Annotated in this window: 16 protein-coding genes, 2 tRNA genes and 1 riboswitch; of the genes, 6 read left to right on the forward strand and 12 right to left on the reverse strand. The window is 51.1% G+C overall.

The features are described from left to right. Positions 1–23: 23 nt before the first annotated feature. Positions 24–223: riboswitch (cobalamin riboswitch) on the reverse strand. A 176-nt stretch (positions 224–399) separates the two neighbouring features. Next, on the forward strand, positions 400–1,362 hold the full coding sequence (locus ACTQ3K_RS07635; protein ID WP_441566937.1) for a uroporphyrinogen decarboxylase family protein: 963 nt from the start codon (positions 400–402) through the stop codon (positions 1,360–1,362). Between the two features lie 254 nt (positions 1,363–1,616). Here ACTQ3K_RS07635 and smpB read toward each other — a convergent pair whose 3' ends face one another. The 6 genes from smpB to pheS all read right to left on the reverse strand — a co-directional run bounded on the left by smpB (position 1,617) and on the right by pheS (position 9,663). After that, positions 1,617–2,084 (reverse strand): SsrA-binding protein SmpB, encoded by a 468-nt coding sequence (smpB, locus tag ACTQ3K_RS07640; protein WP_441566935.1) that lies wholly within the window; start codon positions 2,082–2,084, stop codon positions 1,617–1,619. Next, entirely contained in the window at positions 2,084–4,237 is a 2,154-nt protein-coding gene (gene rnr / locus ACTQ3K_RS07645) for a ribonuclease R (protein ID WP_441566933.1), read from the reverse strand. Before rnr ends, smpB begins: the two co-directional genes overlap by 1 nt. A gap of 93 nt (positions 4,238–4,330) precedes the next feature. Continuing rightward, on the reverse strand, positions 4,331–4,567 hold the full coding sequence (gene secG / locus ACTQ3K_RS07650; RefSeq protein WP_441566931.1) for a preprotein translocase subunit SecG: 237 nt from the start codon (positions 4,565–4,567) through the stop codon (positions 4,331–4,333). A gap of 164 nt (positions 4,568–4,731) precedes the next feature. Then, entirely contained in the window at positions 4,732–6,036 is a 1,305-nt protein-coding gene (eno, locus tag ACTQ3K_RS07655) for a phosphopyruvate hydratase (RefSeq protein ID WP_441566929.1), read from the reverse strand. 175 nt (positions 6,037–6,211) lie between these two features. Continuing rightward, a complete protein-coding gene (gene pheT / locus ACTQ3K_RS07660; protein WP_441566927.1) occupies positions 6,212–8,626 on the reverse strand; it encodes a phenylalanine--tRNA ligase subunit beta in 2,415 nt (804 codons plus the stop codon). A gap of 17 nt (positions 8,627–8,643) precedes the next feature. Continuing rightward, positions 8,644–9,663, reverse strand: coding sequence for a phenylalanine--tRNA ligase subunit alpha (pheS, locus tag ACTQ3K_RS07665; RefSeq protein WP_441566925.1), 1,020 nt, complete (start codon positions 9,661–9,663; stop codon positions 8,644–8,646). A gap of 539 nt (positions 9,664–10,202) precedes the next feature. Between pheS and ACTQ3K_RS07670 the strand changes: the two genes are divergently transcribed. From ACTQ3K_RS07670 to ACTQ3K_RS07685, 4 genes are all read left to right on the forward strand, one after another. Further along, a complete protein-coding gene (locus ACTQ3K_RS07670) occupies positions 10,203–11,141 on the forward strand; it encodes a YihY/virulence factor BrkB family protein (RefSeq protein ID WP_441566923.1) in 939 nt (312 codons plus the stop codon). A 250-nt stretch (positions 11,142–11,391) separates the two neighbouring features. Then, on the forward strand, positions 11,392–11,868 hold the full coding sequence (locus tag ACTQ3K_RS07675) for a complex I 24 kDa subunit family protein (protein WP_441566921.1): 477 nt from the start codon (positions 11,392–11,394) through the stop codon (positions 11,866–11,868). Continuing rightward, positions 11,868–13,751: an NADH-ubiquinone oxidoreductase-F iron-sulfur binding region domain-containing protein gene (locus ACTQ3K_RS07680; RefSeq protein ID WP_441566919.1), complete on the forward strand. Its 1,884-nt coding sequence runs from the start codon at positions 11,868–11,870 to the stop codon at positions 13,749–13,751. Before ACTQ3K_RS07675 ends, ACTQ3K_RS07680 begins: the two co-directional genes overlap by 1 nt. Positions 13,752–13,762: 11 nt before the next feature. Continuing rightward, complete coding sequence (locus ACTQ3K_RS07685; RefSeq protein ID WP_441566917.1) at positions 13,763–15,460, forward strand: [FeFe] hydrogenase, group A; 1,698 nt, start codon at positions 13,763–13,765, stop codon at positions 15,458–15,460. A gap of 153 nt (positions 15,461–15,613) precedes the next feature. On the opposite strand, the gene ACTQ3K_RS07690 is transcribed toward ACTQ3K_RS07685, so the two are convergent. The 6 genes from ACTQ3K_RS07690 to ACTQ3K_RS07715 form a co-directional block, all read right to left on the reverse strand. Further along, on the reverse strand, positions 15,614–16,285 hold the full coding sequence (locus ACTQ3K_RS07690) for an acyltransferase (protein ID WP_441566915.1): 672 nt from the start codon (positions 16,283–16,285) through the stop codon (positions 15,614–15,616). A 143-nt stretch (positions 16,286–16,428) separates the two neighbouring features. Next, positions 16,429–16,587, reverse strand: coding sequence for a hypothetical protein (locus ACTQ3K_RS07695; RefSeq protein WP_441566913.1), 159 nt, complete (start codon positions 16,585–16,587; stop codon positions 16,429–16,431). A 12-nt stretch (positions 16,588–16,599) separates the two neighbouring features. Next, positions 16,600–17,736, reverse strand: coding sequence for a sodium ion-translocating decarboxylase subunit beta (locus ACTQ3K_RS07700; protein WP_441566911.1), 1,137 nt, complete (start codon positions 17,734–17,736; stop codon positions 16,600–16,602). A 471-nt stretch (positions 17,737–18,207) separates the two neighbouring features. Continuing rightward, positions 18,208–18,903, reverse strand: a complete 696-nt coding sequence (locus ACTQ3K_RS07705; RefSeq protein WP_441566910.1) for an LrgB family protein — start codon at positions 18,901–18,903, stop codon at positions 18,208–18,210. Next, positions 18,896–19,273 (reverse strand): CidA/LrgA family protein, encoded by a 378-nt coding sequence (locus ACTQ3K_RS07710; protein ID WP_441566908.1) that lies wholly within the window; start codon positions 19,271–19,273, stop codon positions 18,896–18,898. Before ACTQ3K_RS07710 ends, ACTQ3K_RS07705 begins: the two co-directional genes overlap by 8 nt. A 334-nt stretch (positions 19,274–19,607) precedes the next feature. After that, positions 19,608–19,692: transfer RNA gene (locus tag ACTQ3K_RS07715), tRNA-Leu, on the reverse strand. 218 nt (positions 19,693–19,910) lie between these two features. On the opposite strand from ACTQ3K_RS07715, the gene ACTQ3K_RS07720 reads away from it, so the two are divergent. Then, positions 19,911–19,995 (forward strand) — tRNA-Leu (locus ACTQ3K_RS07720). The last annotated feature ends 199 nt before the right edge of the window (positions 19,996–20,194 follow it).

Consider the following 20,194-nt stretch of genomic DNA (forward strand, 5'->3'; position numbering starts at 1 on the left):
AACCCTGTGCTTTCTTCGGAAGCAATTCACCAACCTTTTCAGCAGGTTTCCTGACTTACAGATCTTCGTTTCCCCGCGCCTTCTCATATGGACTTTCCTCCATACAATGACATCCTGCAGGTTCACTCCCTGATTACAGTGGCCGGACCGTCCGGGCTTCCCACCCGGTTCCCTTTTACCCGTATGTCTCCCGCCATACGGCACTGAAAATCCTGTGTTCTTCCGGGTATTATAACAAATTGCTCCTGTTTTGGCAACGGGCAAGATAAATTTTACCGGCCGCTGCCTTATAAAATCTGGTTGATTTTCCCGGTGCTTCTGTATATAATCAAACTATAACTAATCATATTAGTGGCGGGATCTCTTCAAATCCTGCTGACCGATGAAAGGAGTCTCACTATGACAAAGAAAGAACAGGTACTTGCGGTTCTGAACGGCGAGCGCCCCGATGAAATGCCCTGCGGCTTCTGGCTTCACTTTCCTGCCGGAAATGAATATGGCCAGGCTGCCGTTGATACCCACCTGAAATTTTTCCGGGAAAGCGGAACCTCTCTGTGCAAGATCATGAATGAAAATACGGTTCCGAGACAGACCGAGATCAACTGTGCCGCTGATCTCAATAAGATGAAGCCCATCTCCCATGATGATCCGATCATCACCCGTGAAGTGGAGCTTGTAAAGAACATCTGCAGCAAAATGAACGGAGAAGCTGTTATGCTGATCACCGTTCACGGGATCATCGCTTCCGCATTCCATGCACTGGTAGGTGTGGAAAAGAATTTTGAAGAAAACCGTGCGATCCTGGTGGAATATCTCCGTGAAAATCCGGAAGGCATGAAGCATGTATTCGGCATTCTGGCTGACTATCTGACAACCCTTTCCAAGGAATGTCTGGCTGCCGGCTGTGACGGCGTTTACTATGCTGCTCTCGGAGGAGAAGATTTCCTGCTCACCGATGAGGAATTCGAGACCTTTGTAAAGCCTTACGAGCTTCAGATTCTGGAGGCCGCCAAGGATGCGCCCTGCAACGTGCTCCATATGTGCAAGGATCATCTGAACCTGAACCGCTACAAGGCATACGATGTTCCGGTTTACAACTGGGGCGTATTCTCCGACAATCCCAGCCTGATCGAAGGCCGGAAGATCTTTGGTGAAGACAAGGTATACTTAGGCGGTCTCGATGACCGTGACGGTGTGCTGGTGGACGGAACCGATGAGGAAATCATCGCCGCCGTTCATGAGATCATGGATACCTTCGGCGATAAACGCTGGATCCTCGGTGCCGACTGCACTCTGCCCACTGATGTAGACCTTCATCGCCTCCATGTGGCAGAAAAAGCTGCTTCGGAATATCGGAAATAAAATCCTGTCACAGCACCTCATGGAAATTGTGTGTGTGGTGTAAGCCTTCGCCTGCACGGCTCTGCTTTCTTCGCCGTTGCTTCCGGCGTTCGCCCTCCACGGCTCTGCTCGACGGTACATCCTTCGCCGTTCCCATCCAGAAAAAACTTTGTTTTTTCTGGATGCGGGCGTTCGCCCTATAAAAAGATCGGTCATCTGCCTTTCGAAAGCAAGCTTTCTTCGGCATTGACCGATCTTTTTGCACGGCTCAGTGCTTATCCCAAGTTTCTGATTTTAAATTCTTTTTCGGCTTCGCGTTTCTGATCTTTTTTGGCGATGTCGGCGCGTTTGTCATAAAGTTTTTTTCCGCGTGCCAGACCGATTTCGACTTTTACAAGGCTTCCTTTAAAATAGACCTTTAACGGTACAAGTGTGCAGCCCTTTTGCTGGATCTTTCCGATGAGCTTATTGATCTCATATCCATGGAGCAGAAGCTTCCGAACCCGGAGGGGATCCTTGTTGAAGATGTTTCCTTTTTCATAAGGACTGATGTGCATACCGTAGATGTAAACCTCTCCCTTTTCGATCTTCACAAAGGACTCTTTGATACTGCATTTCCCCATGCGGATTGATTTCACCTCTGTTCCTGCCAGGGCGATCCCGGTCTCATAGGTGTCGTCAATGAAGTAATCATGGTATGCCTTCTTATTATTAGCCACCAGCTTATAACTTTCTTTTGCCATTACGAATCCTCCTCCGGCATAAAATCAATGGTACTGCCCACCCGGTCAACTGCCATGACGCGGACACGGATCTTCTGGCCCAGCTTATAAATCTTTCCCGTTCCGACGCCCACAAGGCGGTACTGTTTTTCATCAAACTCATAGTAATCGCTGTCCATGGCTGCCAGAGCGATCATTCCCTCCACTGTATTTGGAAGCTCTACATACATTCCCCAGCCGGTCACGCCGGAGATCACGCCGTCATAAACCTCACCGATCCGATGAGCCATGTACTGGCATTTTTTCATCTTCTCCACTTCCCGCTCGGCATCGTCTGCCTGCCGTTCCTTGTTGGAGCACTGGACACAGACAGCCGGAAGGCAGTCTTCATAATGCTCCTGCCGCCTCTGATCCATATGGCCGCTCAGGGCATCGCTCATGATCCGGTGGATCTGCAGATCCGGATAACGGCGGATGGGCGAGGTGAAATGGCAGTAATACTTGGCTGCCAGCCCGAAATGTCCGATACAGTCTGTCTGATATCGGGCACGTTTCATGGAGCGCAGCGTCAAACGGCTGATGAGATCCTCCTCCGGTGCATCCTGGATCTTTGCCAGCAGCTTCTGAAGCTCTCCCGGATGGATTTCTTCCTGATTTGTCCGGAGATGATACCCGAAATTGCTGATCAAAAGCCCCAGCTCCCGAATCTTATCGGGATCGGGATTTTCATGGGTCCGATAGACAAAGGGCTGTCCCTGCCAGTAATAATCCTCCGCCACCGTTTCATTGGCCAGCAGCATGAAATCCTCGATAAGCATGGTTGCCGCATTGCGCTCATAAGCCTTGATCTCCACCGGCCGTCCTTTCTCATCCAGAAGGATCCTGCTCTCCGGAAAATCAAAATCGATGGAGCCGCGCTTCCGGCGCTTTTCCCGCAGAATATCCGACAATTTCTTCATCCGAAGAAACAGCGGCACAAACTCCTCATGCTCTTTCTCTGCCGTTTCATCACCGGAAATCACCGCATTAACTGCCGTATAGGTCATGCGCCGATCCACCCGGATCACAGACTTTCCGATTTCATGGCCCAGAACACGCCCCTTCTGATCAATTTCCATGATACAGCTGAAGGCCAGCCTGTCTGCACCGGCATTCAACGAACAGATCCCGTTGGACAGCTCCTTCGGCAGCATGGGGATCACCCGATCCACCAGATACACGCTGGTTCCGCGGCTCAATGCCTCCTTATCCAGCGCCGTTCCCTCCTTCACATAATGGGACACATCCGCGATATGTACGCCGAGGCGGTACACACCGTTCTTTTCCGAAAGGGTAATGGCATCATCCAGATCCTTCGCATCCTCTCCGTCTATGGTTACCGTCTGGAGATCCCGAAAATCCATGCGGCCCTCCCGCTCCTCCGGAAGCACCTCCGTGGGGATTTTTCTTACCTCCTCCATGACCTGCGCCGGAAACTCACTTTCAAAGCCGTAAGCCTTTGCCACTGATAAAATATCCACGCCCGGGGCATTCGCCGGTCCCAGGATCTCCACCACGCGGCCCTCGGGATTCTTTCTGGCATTTCCATAATCCAGGATTTCTACCAGAACCCGTTCCCCGTTGTCCGCTTCCATGGAAGCCTCCTCCGGGATAAACACATCGTTCCCCAGCTTCAGATTTACCGGCACAGCAAAGCCGAAATTCTTACATTTTTCATAGGTAGCAACGATCTGTTTATGGGCACGTTCCAGTACCCGAACCACACGGCCCTCGGGATTTTTCCGGCGCCCATAGGAATGTCCGTAAAGCAGCGCTGCCTGGACGGTATCGCCGTCCATGGCGGTTCCCGTTTCGGTCTCCGGAATAAATAAATCCTGCTGCTTTTCTTTTCCCGGCTCCGTTTCTCTTGTCACAAATCCAAAGCCCTTTTTATTTCCAAGAAAGGTTCCCGTGATCAGAAAGTTTTCCGCCAGTGCATACTTTCCCCTCTTGGATATTCCGATCTTTCCCTCGGACAGCAGTGCATCCAGCACTGCCTGGAGCGCCGGGCGCTCCTCTCTCGGCACCCCCAGAAGGATCGCCAGTTCCTTCACCTTCATGGGCACATAATCTTTATGATGAAACAGCTCCAGAAGCCGTTTCTTCTGTTCTTCCAAAACTTTTTTTTCTTCCATATTTCTCCATAAAATAGGACCCGTTCACCGCCAGGTTATCATCTGTGCCTTGGCCGGTAATCGGGTCCTGTTTTTTCTGTTCACAATTTCTGATTAGAGAATATTCAGAACAAGGGCAAGTACAAAGAAAAGAACCGCCGCATACTTGGTGAGCTTTTCCAGCTTTCCCTCTGCCGAACGTCCCTTGTTTTTCTCCCAGAATGTTCCGGAACCACCGCTGATGGAACCGGTAAGGCCAGACTGATCGCCCTCCTGCATCAGCACGATCACAACCATAGCCACACATATAATCAGGAAGATTACCGTTAAAATCACTTTAAGAACTGTCATTTCCACACCTCCTACAGTACAAACACAATTATCTTACCATAAAAGACTTTTCTTGGCAAGCAGTTCGCACGGATTTCGGTGCTTTTTATCGCAGTTCAACACTAATTTCGGTGCTTTTTATCGCAGTTCGCACTGATTTTAGTGCTTTTTTCTTTGCCAGCAGCTCAATACCCGGAAAAAGGATTTTCAAATCTTCCCCTTCCTCCCAGCTGCTCTTCGATCCGCAAAAGCTGGTTGTATTTGGCAGTGCGGTCGGTTCGGCAGGGAGCTCCGGTCTTGATCTGACCGGCGCCGGAGGCAGCTGCCAGATCAGCAATCATGGTATCCTCGGTCTCTCCGGACCGATGAGAGATCACCGCCCGGTAGCCGGCATTCTGAGCCATCTGGATCGCCGCAAAGGCCTCGCTCAGCGTCCCGATCTGATTGACCTTGATCAGGATTGCATTGGCAATCCGCTGATCGATCCCGCGGCGGAGCCGCTCCGTATTGGTGACAAACAGATCGTCACCCACCAGCTGGATCCGGTTTCCCAGATATTTTGTGAGAAGCTTCCAGCCGCACCAGTCCTCCTCCGTGAGACCGTCCTCCAGCGATACAATGGGAAACCGTGCTGTCAGCTCCTCATAATACGCGATCATCTCGTCCCTCACCCGCCATACCTCATGGCCCCGCATCCGACTTTCTCCGGGGAAATAATAAGCATCCCGCTCCTCATCATAAAGCTCACTGGCCGCCGCATCCATGGCGATGGACATGTCGATACCGGGACGCTGGCCGCATGCTTCCATGGCCTCTAAAAGAAGCCCCAGCACTGCCTCTGTATCCGGCAGATCCGGCGCAAAGCCGCCCTCGTCACCGACAGCAGTGGACAGCCCCCGCTCCTTCAAAAGCTTCTTTAAGCTATGATAAACCCGCGCACAGGCCTCCAGCGCCTCGGAAAAGGATTCTGCTCCCACCGGCATGATCATAAATTCCTGGAAATCGATGGTGTTGTCGGCATGACGCCCGCCGTTTAAAACATTCATCATGGGCACCGGCAGCCGCTCTCCGTGGATTCCGCCAAGATACGCATACAACGGAAGCCCCAGCGCCTGAGCGGCTGCCCTGGCCGCTGCCATGGAGACTCCGAGAATGGCATTGGCCCCCAGGCGGCTTTTATTCTCTGTCCCGTCAGCTTCGATCAGGCAGCGGTCGATCTCCGTCTGGTTGGCTGCATTCTTCCCTAAAACGGCATGAGCCAGCACCGTATTGACATGGGTTACGGCCTGGCGGACGCCAAGCCCTCCGAACCGTGTTCCGCCATCCCGCAGCTCCTTCGCCTCAAAGGAGCCGGTGGACGCTCCGGAAGGAACGGAAGCCCGCCCCATGACTCCGCCCTCCACTGTCACCTCCGCTTCCACTGTGGGATTTCCTCTGGAATCTAAAATTTCCCTTCCATGTACTCCGATGATCTTCAAATATCGCTCCATGATCCGATCCTCCTTTTTGATTAGTGTGAAAAAAAGGAGTCCAGAATATGCAGACAAAAATTTCCCATAAAAAATTTTTTCATGGGACATACTTTCCTATGAAACGAAAACAGGGCCTTGCCCCATAAGAAAAACGTCCGCAGATTACTCTGCGGACGCCTCATATATTCTGATTTTACGCACGAAGCTCGATTCCCATTTCCTTCAGATCCTTTAAGATCTTCTCCATGATGGCGCTTACATCCTTGTCTTCCAGGGTACGGTCAGCCGCACGGAATGTGATGGAATAGGCTACAGACTTGCAGCCCTCCGCGATCTGGGAGCCTTCGTAAAGGTCAAACAAATGATAGGACTCCAAAAGCTTTCCGCCACGCTTCTCGATGATCTCTTCGACCTGGCCCACCAGGATGCTCTTGTCCATAACCATACTGATGTCACGGGTTACAGCCGGGAACTTGGCGATTCCGGTGTACTTGCGTTCGAAGCTTGCGCATGCCGTCACCTCCGGCATATCAAGAACGGCCACATAGGCCCGATCACCGATATTGTAGTTATCCAGCACATCGGGATGAACCTCGCCCAGATACCCCATGCACCGTCCGGCGTAATGGATCGCTGCCTGGCGGCCCGGATGCAGGAAGGGCTTTCCTGCCTTGGGATCATAGGTGATCTTCTCCGTCATGCCAAGGCGGTCGAAGATTTCCTCGATAACCCCCTTTAAGGTGAAGAAATCACCGTCTCCGTAGAAGCCAAGCGTCATCTGCATGCGCTCGTCGGGAAGCTCGGTTAAAGGCAGAGCCTTGGGCAGATAGATGTTGCCCAGCTCATAAAGCTTCACATTCTTGTTTCTTCGGTTATAGTTCGTTGCCAGAGACGTCAGCATACCATTAAGAGAAATCGTTCTCATGATGCTGAAGTCCTCGCCCAGCGGATTCATGATGGTAACGGTCCGGCGCAGCGGAGAATCTGCCGGCAGACAGAGCTTGTCAAACACCTTGGGGCTTTCGAAGGAATAGGTCATGCCCTGGGAATAACCGCAAAACTCTGCTACCTCGCGGACGGCCTGCTCCACACGAAGCTTAAAGGAAAGCTTTCCGGTGGTCGCCTCACCAGAGGGCAGGGTTGTCGGAATGTTCGCATAGCCAAAGAACCTTGCTACCTCTTCGGCAATATCAGCTTCACATACAAGATCCTGTCGGAAGGTCGGTGCGATTACCGTATCACCGTCCACCTCTACTTCCAGCGGTTTAAAATAAGAAACCATATCTTCTCTGGACACACTGGTTCCAAGAAGCCTGTTGATCTTATCCGGATTAAACGGAATCCTCCTCGGCTCCGACTTCTTTGTGCATACGTCGATCATACCGCCGACTACCTCGCCGCAGCCAAGCTCCTCGATGAGCTGGCAGGCACGGTTGATGGCAGCTTCTGCGTTGTTGGGATCCAGTCCTTTTTCATACTTTCCGGATGCATCGGTACGAAGGCCGAGACGCTTGGCAGAAAGGCGGATATTCGTTCCATCGAAGCAGGCGCTCTCAAACAGGACCGTCTTGACATTCTCGGTGATCTTGGAATTTTCACCGCCCATGATACCGGCAATGCCGACTTCCTTCTCGGCATCGTTGATCATGAGAATGTCCTTGTCCAGGGTTCTCATCTGGCCGTCCAGAGTCTGGAACTGGTCGCCGTCCTTGGCACGCTTCACAATGATCTTATGACCGGCAATGGTGTCCAGGTCAAAGGCATGCATGGGCTGGCCGTACTCTTCCATAACGTAGTTGGTAATATCCACAAGGTTGTTGATGGGACGGATTCCGCTGGCTGCCAGACGGCGCTGCATCCACTCCGGAGACGGTCCGATCTTGATATTCTTTACCACACGACCGCAGTAACGGGGGCAGAGATCGGTGTCAGCTACCTCCACGGAAGCATAATCATGAACATCTTCCTCATTGCCCTTTACTTCGGGAACCGGCGGAACAAACTTCTTTCCGAAGGTTGCTGCTGCCTCTCTGGCGATTCCGAGGATGCTGTAGCAGTCTACCCGGTTGGAGGTAATTTCATATTCAAATACCACATCATGAAGACCGAGGATCTCAACGGCATCTGCTCCCACGGGAGTATCTTCCTTCATAATATAAATACCGTACTCCGGTGCATCGGGATACATATCCTTAGAGGAACCAAGCTCCTCGATGGAGCACATCATACCGTCAGATTCCACGCCTCTTAATTTTCCCTTTTTGATCTTGATCCCGTCCTCAGGGAGCGCACCGCCGTCATGGCCGCCTGCTACCTTTCCGCCGTCCAGAACCACGGGAACCTTGTCCCCTTCCTTCACATTGGGAGCACCGGTAACGATCTGGATCATCCTTTCACCGATATTCACCTGGCAGATGATCAGTTTGTCGGCATCGGGATGCTTTTCAATGGAAACGATCTGGCCGACCACGATCTTCTCCAGATTTTTATCAAGACGCTCAAAGCCCTCGACCTTTGTTCCGGTCAGAGTCATGGCATCGGTATATTCCTGAGCCGTTACTTCAAGGTCAGGAACGTATGCTTTGATCCAGGATAACGCTGTATTCATAACTTCCTCTCTTTCTCTTAGAACTGCTTCAGGAAACGGATATCGTTTTCATATAACAGACGCATGTCATCGATTTCATATTTCAGCAGGGCAATACGCTCCAGTCCGACGCCGAACGCAAAGCCGGAATACTCTTCAGGATCGATGTTGCACATCCGAAGCACATTGGGATGTACCATACCACAGCCGAGGATCTCGATCCAGCCGCTGCCCTTGCAGAACCGGCAGCCCTTTCCATGACACTTAAAGCAGGTCACATCCACCTCGGCACTGGGCTCTGTGAACGGGAAATGATGAGGACGGAATTTTACCTTTGTATCCTCGCCGAACAGCTCCCTGGCAAACTCCGCCAGTGTTCCCTTCAGGTCTGCAAAGGTGATGTTCTTATCGACAACCAGGCCCTCGATCTGATGGAAGGAAGGCGAATGGGTCGCATCCACCTCATCGGAACGGAACACACGGCCGGGAGCAATGATCCGAATAGGAAGCTCTCTGGTCTCCATGGTACGGACCTGTACCGGAGAGGTCTGACTGCGGAGCAGGATCCTGTCATTAATATAGAACGTATCCTGCTCATCTCTTGCCGGATGCCCCTTCGGTATATTCAGTGCTTCAAAATTGTAATAATCGTATTCCACTTCAGGACCTTCCACTACCTCATAGCCCATGCCGACGAAGATCCGCTCTACCTCATCCAAAGCAACCGTGTTGGGATGCTTATGTCCCACATGATTCTTCTTTGCGGGAAGAGTCACATCAATGACCTCTCTCTTTAACTTTTCTTCTCTTGCATGCTTGGCAAGCTTGGCTCTTGCCTCCTCCATCTTTTCCTCGATGGCGGCACGGGTCTCATTGACCATCTGACCGACCTTAGGACGATCCTCCGGTGCAACATCCTTCATGCTCTTTAATACACTGGTCAATTCTCCCTTTTTGCCGAGATAAGCAACCTTGATCTCATTTAAGGTCTCCAGCGCATCGGAATCAGCGATCCGCTCCAGCGCGGCCTGTCTGATCTTCTCCAGCTTTTCTTTCATAACGCTCTCCTTTTCTTCATAAAGTCCTATGAAACCATTGTATTTCACCGGACGCAAATTCCCGTGGAATTTTTTTATTTCATAGAAAGAACTTTCCTATGAAATAAAAAATCCCTCTGCCTTTCGGCAAAGGGACGATGTTCTCGCGGTACCACCCTGATTCCTGTTTTCACAGGCTCTCATACTCCGTCTAACGCGCGGCTTACGTTATCTCTTACTGATCACTCCGTTTCGCCGGCCGGTTTTACCGGTCTTCACCTGCGGGTTCTGTTGGGAGATACGGCTCCCGTGGGAATTTCAATGCACGCCTGAACTCAAGGGGGCTTTCAGCCGGTGGCCTCCTCTCTCTGACAGAAAGCGCTGCATCTAATAACACGTTCATCGCCTTTTTTGTATAAACCTATGACATATTTTAACATAATCTTTCTTCTTGTCAAGGGATTCTTTGCTCCGTGCCCGGCTTTCCGCTTGAAATTTCATCTGCTTCATGCTATGATTTCATGGATGAAACCGCCGGACAGCGGCAGACGAGGTGTCAAATGAAACGATTTCGGATCTTTTTGGGAAAAATCATAAACAATATCTTTGAGGATAAGCTTACGGTCTATGCAGCGCAGGTTTCTTTTTTTATTGTCATTTCCGCGCTCCCCATTATCATGCTGGTGATTCCGCTGATCCAGTTTCTGATCCCCTTTTCCAGGGAAACCATGACCAGCACGATCCTGGCAGTTCTTCCAAACTCTTCGGAGCTTCAGAATCTGGTTTTAAGCCTGATCAACGACGTTTACACCAACTCTGCAGGAACCATCGTTTCGATTTCCACGGTTACGGTCCTCTGGTCTGCATCCAAAGCCATCTACTCGCTCCAGCAGGGCCTCAACAACATTGCTCATATTAAGGAAACAAGAAACGTGGTGGTCCAGCGCCTGCTGTCCATCGTTTACACCGTTGGCTTTGTATTTGTCCTGATCTTCGCCATCGGTGTCCTGCTGTTCGGCAACCGCCTTCAGCTTCTTCTGGAATCCTGGCTTCCCCATCTGGCTCAGTTTTCCGCAGTGATCATTTTTTTCCGTGCCGGTTTTTCCGTTGCTCTGTTCATGCTGTTCTTTGTATTTATCTACACGATCCTGCCAAACACCAGGCTTTCCTTCTGGCGGCAGATCCCCGGAGCAGCCTTTACTACCTTCGGCTGGATGATCTTTTCCTATGTGTATTCGCTCTACATTGACCATGTGGCAAACTTTTCTTATATTTACGGCAGTCTGACCGCTTTAATCCTCTTAATGCTCTGGCTGTATATCTGCATGAACATCGTCCTGCTGGGCGCAGTTCTCAACAAGCTCCTGACAGACAGCGCCGATGAAAAAAAACGGCTCCGGAAAACCAATCAGACAACACCGAAGGAACCTGCATCTCCCCAGGAAGCCCCTGTCTCCGACGGAAAAGCCCCGACCTCCCATAAGGATTCCGGTTCGTGAATAAATTATCAGATAATAGAATTATTTTGTTAAAATATGAACAATATTTTCAGGGAAGTCATTAAAAACAATCGACATTTTCAAAAAAGTGAACTTTTCTGAATTTCAAGGCCGAACTGATTGATTTGCCAAAAACAGTTCGGTATTTTTGTTGTTTTTCACTGTATTTATTTTTTATAAAACATGGTAAGATTTTTGCAAAAGTATAATTTTATACGAGATAGCCAAAAATTTAACAGGAGGTCAAACCATGCTCGATCAGACGTATTACCGGAAAGCCGATGAGATCATCGACCATTACGGTCGAAAGGCTGCTTCTCTCATTCCGATCATGCAGGACATCCAGGCGGAGTATCGTTATCTGCCCGGTGAGCTGTTAACCTATGTCGCGAAGCAAATCGGCGTCACCGAAACAAAGGCTTACAGTGTAGCAACCTTTTATGAAAACTTCTCCTTTGAAGCCAAGGGAAAATATGTCATTAAGGTATGCGACGGCACCGCCTGTCATGTCCGCAAATCCACTCCGGTCCTGGAAGCACTTTTCAAAGAACTGGGACTCAACAAGAAGAAACATACCACGGACGATATGATGTTCACCGTAGAGACGGTATCCTGTCTCGGCGCCTGCGGACTCGCACCGACCATGATGGTCGGCGAGGAGGTACACCCATCCATGACACCGGAAAAGGCACTGGAAATCATTCATGAACTGAGGGGGAAAGGCTGATGATTAAAAACAGAGATGAATTAACTCAGATCCGGGAAGCTGCGAAACAGACCATTTCGTTCCAGGACTGCCGGATTCTTGTCTGTTCCGGCACCGGCTGTATCGCCACCGGTTCCGCAAAAATCCATGATATTTTCGCTGATCTCGCCCGTGACACGGATGGCGTAACCCTGGAATTTGCACCTCATGACCAGGACGAAACGAGCGTTGGCGTAAAGAGAACCGGCTGTCAGGGCTTCTGTGAACTGGGGCCCCTGGTTCGGATCCAGCGCGGAGACGAAACAATCCAGTACGTGAAGGTACAGCCTGAGGACTGCTACGAAATTTTTGAGCAGACTGTACTGAAGGGCGAGGTCGTGGAACACCTGCTCTATACAAAAAAAGAGATCCACTACCGCCATCCCGAGGACATTCCCTTCATGGCAAAGCAGACCAGACTGGTTCTTGAAAACTGCGGAAAGCTGGATGCCGAATCTCTGGATGAATACCTGGCAGTCGGCGGCTTCAGGGCTCTGGAAAAGGTTCTGTTCGAAATGACCAGTGATGAGGTTGTCGATGAGATCGACCGCTCCGGACTCCGCGGACGAGGAGGCGGCGGCTTCCCGGCCGGAAAGAAATGGAAACAGGTAGCCCGTCAGCCGGAGCCGATTCGCTATGTGGTCTGCAATGGCGATGAGGGAGACCCCGGAGCTTTCATGGATGGCTCCGTGATGGAGGGAGATCCCTTTAAGCTCATCGAGGGCATGACCATCGCAGCCCGCGCTGTAAAGGCAGCTGATGGCTATATCTATGTCCGGGCTGAATATCCCATGTCCGTTGCCAGACTGCGCCATGCCATTGCACTTCTGGAGGACGCAGGACTGCTCGGCGATCACATTTTAGGAACTGAGTTCTCCTTCCATTTACATATTAACCGCGGCGCCGGTGCATTCGTCTGCGGTGAGGGCTCGGCACTGACTGCTTCCATCGAAGGAAACCGCGGCATGCCCCGTGTAAAGCCTCCCCGCACGGTAGAAAAGGGGCTCTGGGAAAAGCCGACCGTTTTAAACAATGTGGAAACCTTCGCCAACGTACCTGGCATCATCTTAAAGGGTGCTGACTGGTACCGCAGTATCGGAACCGAGGGAAGTCCCGGAACAAAGACCTTTTCTTTGACCGGCTCCATCGAAAATACCGGTCTTATCGAGGTTCCCATGGGTACGACTCTGCGTGAGATCATCTTCGACATCGGCGGCGGCTTGAAGAACGGTGCCGAGTTCAAGGCTGTTCAGATCGGCGGTCCCTCCGGCGGCTGTTTAACCAGGGATCATCTGGATGAACCTCTGGACTTCGATTCTGTAAAAAAATTCAACGCCATCGTCGGTTCCGGCGGCATGGTGGTCATGGACACCAACACCTGTATGGTGGAGGTTGCCCGGTTCTTCATGAGCTTTACCCAGCGGGAATCCTGCGGAAAATGTGTTCCCTGCCGGGAAGGCACCAAGCGCATGCTGGAGATCCTGGAACGGATCGTAGACGGCAAGGGCGAGATGGAGGATCTGGACCGGCTGAAAGAGCTGGCTGACATGATTCGTTCCATGGCTCTGTGCGGCCTCGGAAAAAGTGCTCCGCTGCCGGTCATCAGTACCTTAACGACCTTCCGCGAGGAATATGTGGAACATATCAGGGATCATAAATGCCGCGCCAAGGTCTGCCAGGCCATGCGGAAGTTCGTCATCAATCCGGAATACTGCAAGGGCTGCGGAAAATGCGCCAAAAACTGTCCTGTGGGTGCCATCACCGGTGTCCGCAAGGAATGCTACCATATCGACCCGGCAATATGTATCAAGTGCTCTGCCTGCAAGGACAACTGTGCATTTGACGCCATTTACATTGAAGCATAGGAGGGCTGAGCATGGGTACAATTACCATTGACGGAAGAAAAGTTGAGTTTACCAACGAGAAAAATCTCTTAACCATTATCCGGAAAGCCGGAATCGATATCCCGACCCTCTGCTACCACTCAGAGCTTTCCACCTTTGGTGCCTGTCGTCTGTGTACCGTGGAGGACGAGCGGGGACGGATGTTCGCCTCCTGCTCCGAGGAGCCCAGGGATGGCATGGTGATCTACACCAATACCGGCCGGCTGAAAAAATACCGGAAGTTGATCATTGAGCTTTTACTGGCTGCCCACTGCCGCGACTGTACCACCTGTGTCAAGAGCGGTGACTGCAACCTTCAGACTCTGGCACACCGCTTCGATGTGACCCAGGTGCGCTACGAAAATTACCGGGAGGAGCGTCCTCTGGATCTGAGCTCTCCCGCTATCGTCCGTGATCCCAATAAATGTATTCTTTGCGGCAACTGTGTCCGCGCCTGCAGCGAGCTTCAGGGCATTGGCGCGCTGGGCTTTGCCTTCCGCGGTTCTGAAGCAATGGTCATGCCTCCCTTTGACCGGGAGCTGTCCACCACCGACTGCGTAAGCTGTGGACAGTGCCGCGTCTTCTGCCCCACCGGTGCTATCAGCATTCGCACCAATAAGGATCAGGTATGGGATCTTCTGGCTGACCCCAGTGTCCGTATGGTCGCTCAGATTGCTCCTGCGGTCCGCGTGGCAGTCGGCGCCGCCTTCGGTCTCGCAAAGGGACGCAGCGTCATGGGAAAAATCGTCAACGTTCTTCACCGTATGGGCTTTGACGAGGTCTATGACACCTCCTTCAGTGCTGACCTTACCATCATGGAAGAATCTGCAGAATTTCTGTCCCGGCTGGAATCCGGAGAAAAGCTTCCGCTTCTCACCTCCTGTTGTCCTGCATGGGTAAAATTTGCCGGTGATCACTTCCCTGAGTATGCTGATCATATTTCCACCTGTCGTTCTCCTCAGGGCATGATGTCCGCCGTCGTAAAAGAATACTTCCGCGATCCTGCCCACAGTGAGGGCAAGCGCACCGTTATGGTCTCCTTTATGCCCTGTACGGCGAAAAAGATGGAAGCCAAGCGTCCCAACAGCTTCACGGATGGGGAACAGGATACCGACTATGTGATCACCACCACCGAGCTTATTCAGATGATCCGCACCACCGGTATCGACTTTGCGAATCTGGAATCGGAGGCCTCCGATATTCCGTTTGGCTTTGGCTCCGGCGGCGGTGTGATCTTTGGTGTGACCGGCGGCGTGACTGAGGCTGTGCTCCGACGTCTGACTCCCAGCCATAATAAGACCACTTTGGATCATATCGCAGAAAGCGGTGTCCGCAAGGACGGCTTCATCAAGGAATTCTCCGTTCCCTACGGTGACACAGAGCTGAATATCTGCGTAGTCAGCGGTCTTGCCAATGCAAAAGCTGTTATGGAACAGGTAAAGAGCGGGGAAAAGAGTTATCACCTGATTGAAGTCATGGCCTGCCGCCGCGGCTGTATCATGGGTGGCGGCCAGCCCCGTCTTGCCGGTGACCGCACCAAGGCTGCCCGTGCCGAGGGACTTTACAAGGCCGACAACATTTCCATTATTAAGAAGAGTGACGAGAATCCCATGATTCTCTCCCTCTATGAAGGCCTCTTAAAGGGGAAAGAGCATAAACTGCTCCATAACGATCAGTTCTGCTCCTCATAACTCATGATTTGTCGTGAGACTGAATGGATTCCAAAACCGGTCATCCATTCGGTTCCAACGAATATTGAGCCTGAAAAGGACAGTTCCTCTGTGGGGCTGTCCTTTATCATTGGGAAGAGGTTTCGTCCTCTTCCTTTTATTTCACCTGTTCATTTAATCCTGCTTCTTTACAATTTCTCCCTGATTTTTATATACCGAATCGGCCGGGATGCAGCCGCGCACCATGGAAAGAGGATAGATACTGGTGTTTCGCCCCACCACAGAGCCGGGATTGATAACCGTTCCGCAGCCGACCTCCACATGATCCCCCAGCATACCTCCGACCTTTTTCCGCCCTGTCTCGATCCGTTCCTCTCCGGCTTTTACTACCACCAGCTTCTTATCTGACTTTACATTGGAAGTAATGGAACCGGCTCCCATATGGGCATAATAGCCCAGGATCGAATCACCCACATAATTATAATGCGGCACCTGCACATGATCAAACAGGATCACATTCTTTAACTCCGTAGAATTGCCTACCACAGCGTTCTCCCCTACCAGCGCATTGCCGCGGATAAAGGCGCAGTGGCGCACCTCCGTATTCTTCCCGATGATCGCCGGTCCTTTGATAAAAGCTGTTGGCGCGATCTTCGCCGACTTCGCCGCCCACACATGCTCTCTGATCTCCTCATATTCTTCCTTTGGAAGCTTCGCTCCCAGCTCCAGGATAAAATCTCCCAGTCCTGCCAGCGCCTCCCAGGGATAGGTATACTGCGACAGATATTCCTCCGCCAGAGTATGATCCAGATCATACAATTCCTTTATGGTTATTTCTTTCTTCATGGTTTTGACTCCTTTTCCGCTCTGCCTTTGAATTCGCGTTTTCAAGCTGTTCCCTATTATAAGCGATTCTTCCGGAAAATGCCACCCCTGCATGCGCTTTTACACGGTTCCCTTTACACGGTTCCTTTTACCCGCTTCCTATCTTACTTTCCTGATTTATTCTTTGAAGATTTCTCCGTTTTTCTTCCCACCTTTCCCATGATCTGTACAAGAATCACGATCACCAGAATCGCTGCAAAGATCCCGGCCATACCTTTTCCCATAAGTTCCAGAGAGATGATAAAATTATCCAGATTGCTCATACTGTCCTCCTTTTATAAATACTGCCCTACCAGACTGATGATGATTCCGCCTGCCACAACGGAAGCAATCTGTCCGGAAACGTTTGCTCCTGCCGCCTGCATGATCAGAACATTTCCGGGCTTTTCCTCCATGGCCAGCTTCTGCACCACCCGCGATGACATGGGAAACGCTGAGATTCCCGCCGCACCAATCATCGGATTGATTTTCTTTTTCCGAAACAGATTTAAAATCTTTGCAAACAGCACACCGCCAACCGTATCAAACACAAACGCGAACAATCCGATGGCCATAATCATCAGTGTTTTCCAATTGACAAAGGCTTCCGCCCGCATGCTGTAAGAAATCGTGATTCCAAGGAGCAGGGTGATCAGATTGGTCAATGTGGTCTGAGCCGTCTCTGACAGTGTCCCAAGAACGCCACATTCCCGCAGCAGATTTCCGAACATCAGGAATCCAACCAACGCCACTGCCGACGGTGCCAGCAGCCCCACAATGAACGTTACCAGAATGGGAAATGCAATCCGCATAGCTTTCGAAACATTTCCCGGTTCATACTCCATCTCAATCTGCCGTTCTTTTTTCGTCGTCACCAGTTTAATCGCAAACGGCTGGATGATCGGCACCAGTGCCATATAGGAATAGGCTGCCACCGCTATGGGACCAATGTAGTTAGAATGAACAATCTGAGAAACCAGAATCGAGGTCGGTCCATCTGCTGCTCCGATGATCCCGATGGAAACCGCATCCTTTAACGGGAAACCCAGTAGACACGCCAGGGACAAGGCCACAAAGATTCCGAACTGCGCCGCTGCTCCGAAAAAAAACATGACTGGCTGTTCCAGCAGTGGTCCGAAGTCGATCATGGCGCCAATACCGATAAACAACAGGATCGGCATAACCTCCGACGCTTCAATGCCCACCTGAAAGAGCCACTGGATCACTCCGTTTGTTTCTCCGACCCCTGTTACCATCTGATTCAGCACGCCGCTCATGGGCAGGTTCACCAGGATCGCACCAAATCCCATTGGCAGTAAAAGTGCCGGTTCATACCCTTTCCGGATCGCCAGCCAGATCAATAACAGTCCTACCAGATACATGACCGCCTGCTGCCAGGTAATCGATAATACGCCCTGCCATAAAAACTCCATAAAATTCTCCTTTCCAAATCGTTACACACAGCTTCGCCTTGCACGCTGTCACTCGCGGGCTGGCCTTTCCGGCCGCCTGCTTTCTCCGCCCTGCACGCTCCAGCGCTTCGCGCTGTCGCTCGCGGGCTGGCGCCCTATCATCCGAAACATCGTTTGCCCGGTTCATGCAAGCATGCTCGGGCACAGATGTTTCGGATGGCATGGCTTGTAGCTTTCGCGAAAAAGAAAGCGAGACTTTATTGCAGCCTGAATAAGCTGCAATAAAGTCTCGCCATTTCAATTCCCGGCGGGTCTTACGACCGTACTGACGCCATGGAATCCATTTTCATGCCGGCTACTCCCCTTATTGTTACGTTATGTATATAATACTCGTTCTTTTTGATTTTCTCAACCCTTTTTTTGTTTTGACAGAAAAATACTCGTTTCCAATCCGGTTATTCACTGCCGCCTTTATCTGCTTCAGACCGCTCTCTAGGAAATCAGTCCGGAAAAAATCGATGCAAGCAACACCGTTACGATTCCGGCGACAACCACAGCCAGACTGGACATGGCTCCCTCCAGCTCACCGATTTCCATGGCACGGCTGGTTCCCAGTGCATGAGCACTGTTTCCAATGGCAAGCCCTACGGCAATGGGATGTTTGATCCGAAAGATCCGGAGCAGGCTCTTGGCCGCTACAGCGCCAAACAGTCCGGTCACCACCACAGCGGCCACCGTCAGCGTCGTGATCCCACCCAGCTCTTCGGAAACGCCCATGGCAATCGCAGTTGTCACTGATTTCGGCTGAAGGGAATGATATACCTCCGCATTCAGGTGAAACAGTTTACATAATCCCCAAATGGAAAGCGCTGCTGCCAGACAGCCACTGAAAATACTGATCAGAATCGCCGCCAGGTTCTTTTTCAGAACCATGATCTGGCGATACATGGGAATGGCCAGGCAAACCGTACAGGGTGTCAGAAAATAGGTGATGTGTGATGCCCCGGCATCAAACACCTCATAGTCGATCCGAAACAGCAAAAGCACCGCAATACAGATCAGCGTACTGACCAGCAATGGATTAAAAATTGTATACGGAAACCGCTTCTGTAAATATACGCCGATCAGATAAGATCCGATGGCCAGAAAAAAGCCAAAATACACGTTGTTCTGAAGAAAGCTATTCATGATCATTCTCCTTATTCTTTTTTCGTCCAAGGACTGCCTGTGCCACCCAGCCGGTCACTGCCATGACCACTATGGTACTGACCACACAAACCACCAGGATCGGCACCAGCGCGTCCGCCAGTCCGCCAACCACGGTGATCATACTGACACAGGGACCGATAAACAGCACCGGCATGATCTTCACCAGAAAATCCGCCGTCTCCTCTACCTGCTCCAGACGGATCAGACCGGTTAAAAGGCAGATCAGCATCAGGACCAGACCGTAGACGCTTCCCGGTACCGGAAACGGAAGCAGACGGTTCAAGAGCTCACCGACAAACGATACGGACATGATAAGCATAAGCTGTTTTAAGTATTTGATCGCATTCATAGGGGACTCCTTTCCAAGAGTTATCTAAATGTTACGGGCCATTTCGACAGAGCTTCGCGTGCGGACTGGCGGCTTTTCCGGCCATCTGCTTTCTCCGCCATGCACGCTCCAGCGCTTCGCGCTGTCGCTCGCGGGCTGGCGCCCTTTCCGGCCGGTCTGCTTTCTTCGCCATGCACGCTCCAGCGCTTCGCGCTGTCGCTCGCGGGCTGGCGCCCTATCATCAGGAACGTTGTTTGCCCGGTTCATGCAAGCATGCCGGGCAAACAACGTTCCTGATGGCATGGCTTGTAGCTTTCGCGAAAAAAAGCTCTTCGTTTCCGAAGAGCCTTAGCAGTGCAGTTGGCGGGACTTGAACCCGCACGAGCGCAATGCTCACTAGATCCTTAGTCTAGCGCGTATGCCAATTCCGCCACAACTGCGAACCGTCAATTGCTTGACGCAGGTATAATAATATCATTGAACGTGATAATTGTCAATAGTTTCTGACGATTTTTTTACAGGAAAAATTTTTTAACTTTTTTTCAAAATTGTGTTGACATTTGTGACGATTCGGAGTATACTACTGATTGTTCGGTGGTCAACAAAAAACACAGAACAAGCAAAAAGAAACGAGTTGTTTCTTAACAAAAAAGAATATGCAGTTGTGGCGGAATTGGCATACGCGCATGATTCAGGTTCATGTGAGCATTACGCTCGTGAGGGTTCAAGTCCCTCCAACTGCACGAAGCGAACATTCAGTTGGATGTTCGCTTTTTTCATTTCCTACTATCTGATTATCCCAATAACTGTAAAAGCCAGGAATCCTCCTTCCACCTCTTCTGCCGGGTAATGAGGAACATTCCTGACTTTCACTTTTTTGCTGTGTTTGATTTCCAGGTACCGATACTTCCAATATCCGTCAGAGGTAACTTTGCCTGAAAG

The sequence above is a fragment of the Candidatus Paralachnospira sp. LCP21S3_A2 genome (genome assembly GCF_052118925.1).
Taxonomy (GTDB): Bacteria; Bacillota; Clostridia; order Lachnospirales; family Lachnospiraceae; genus Lientehia.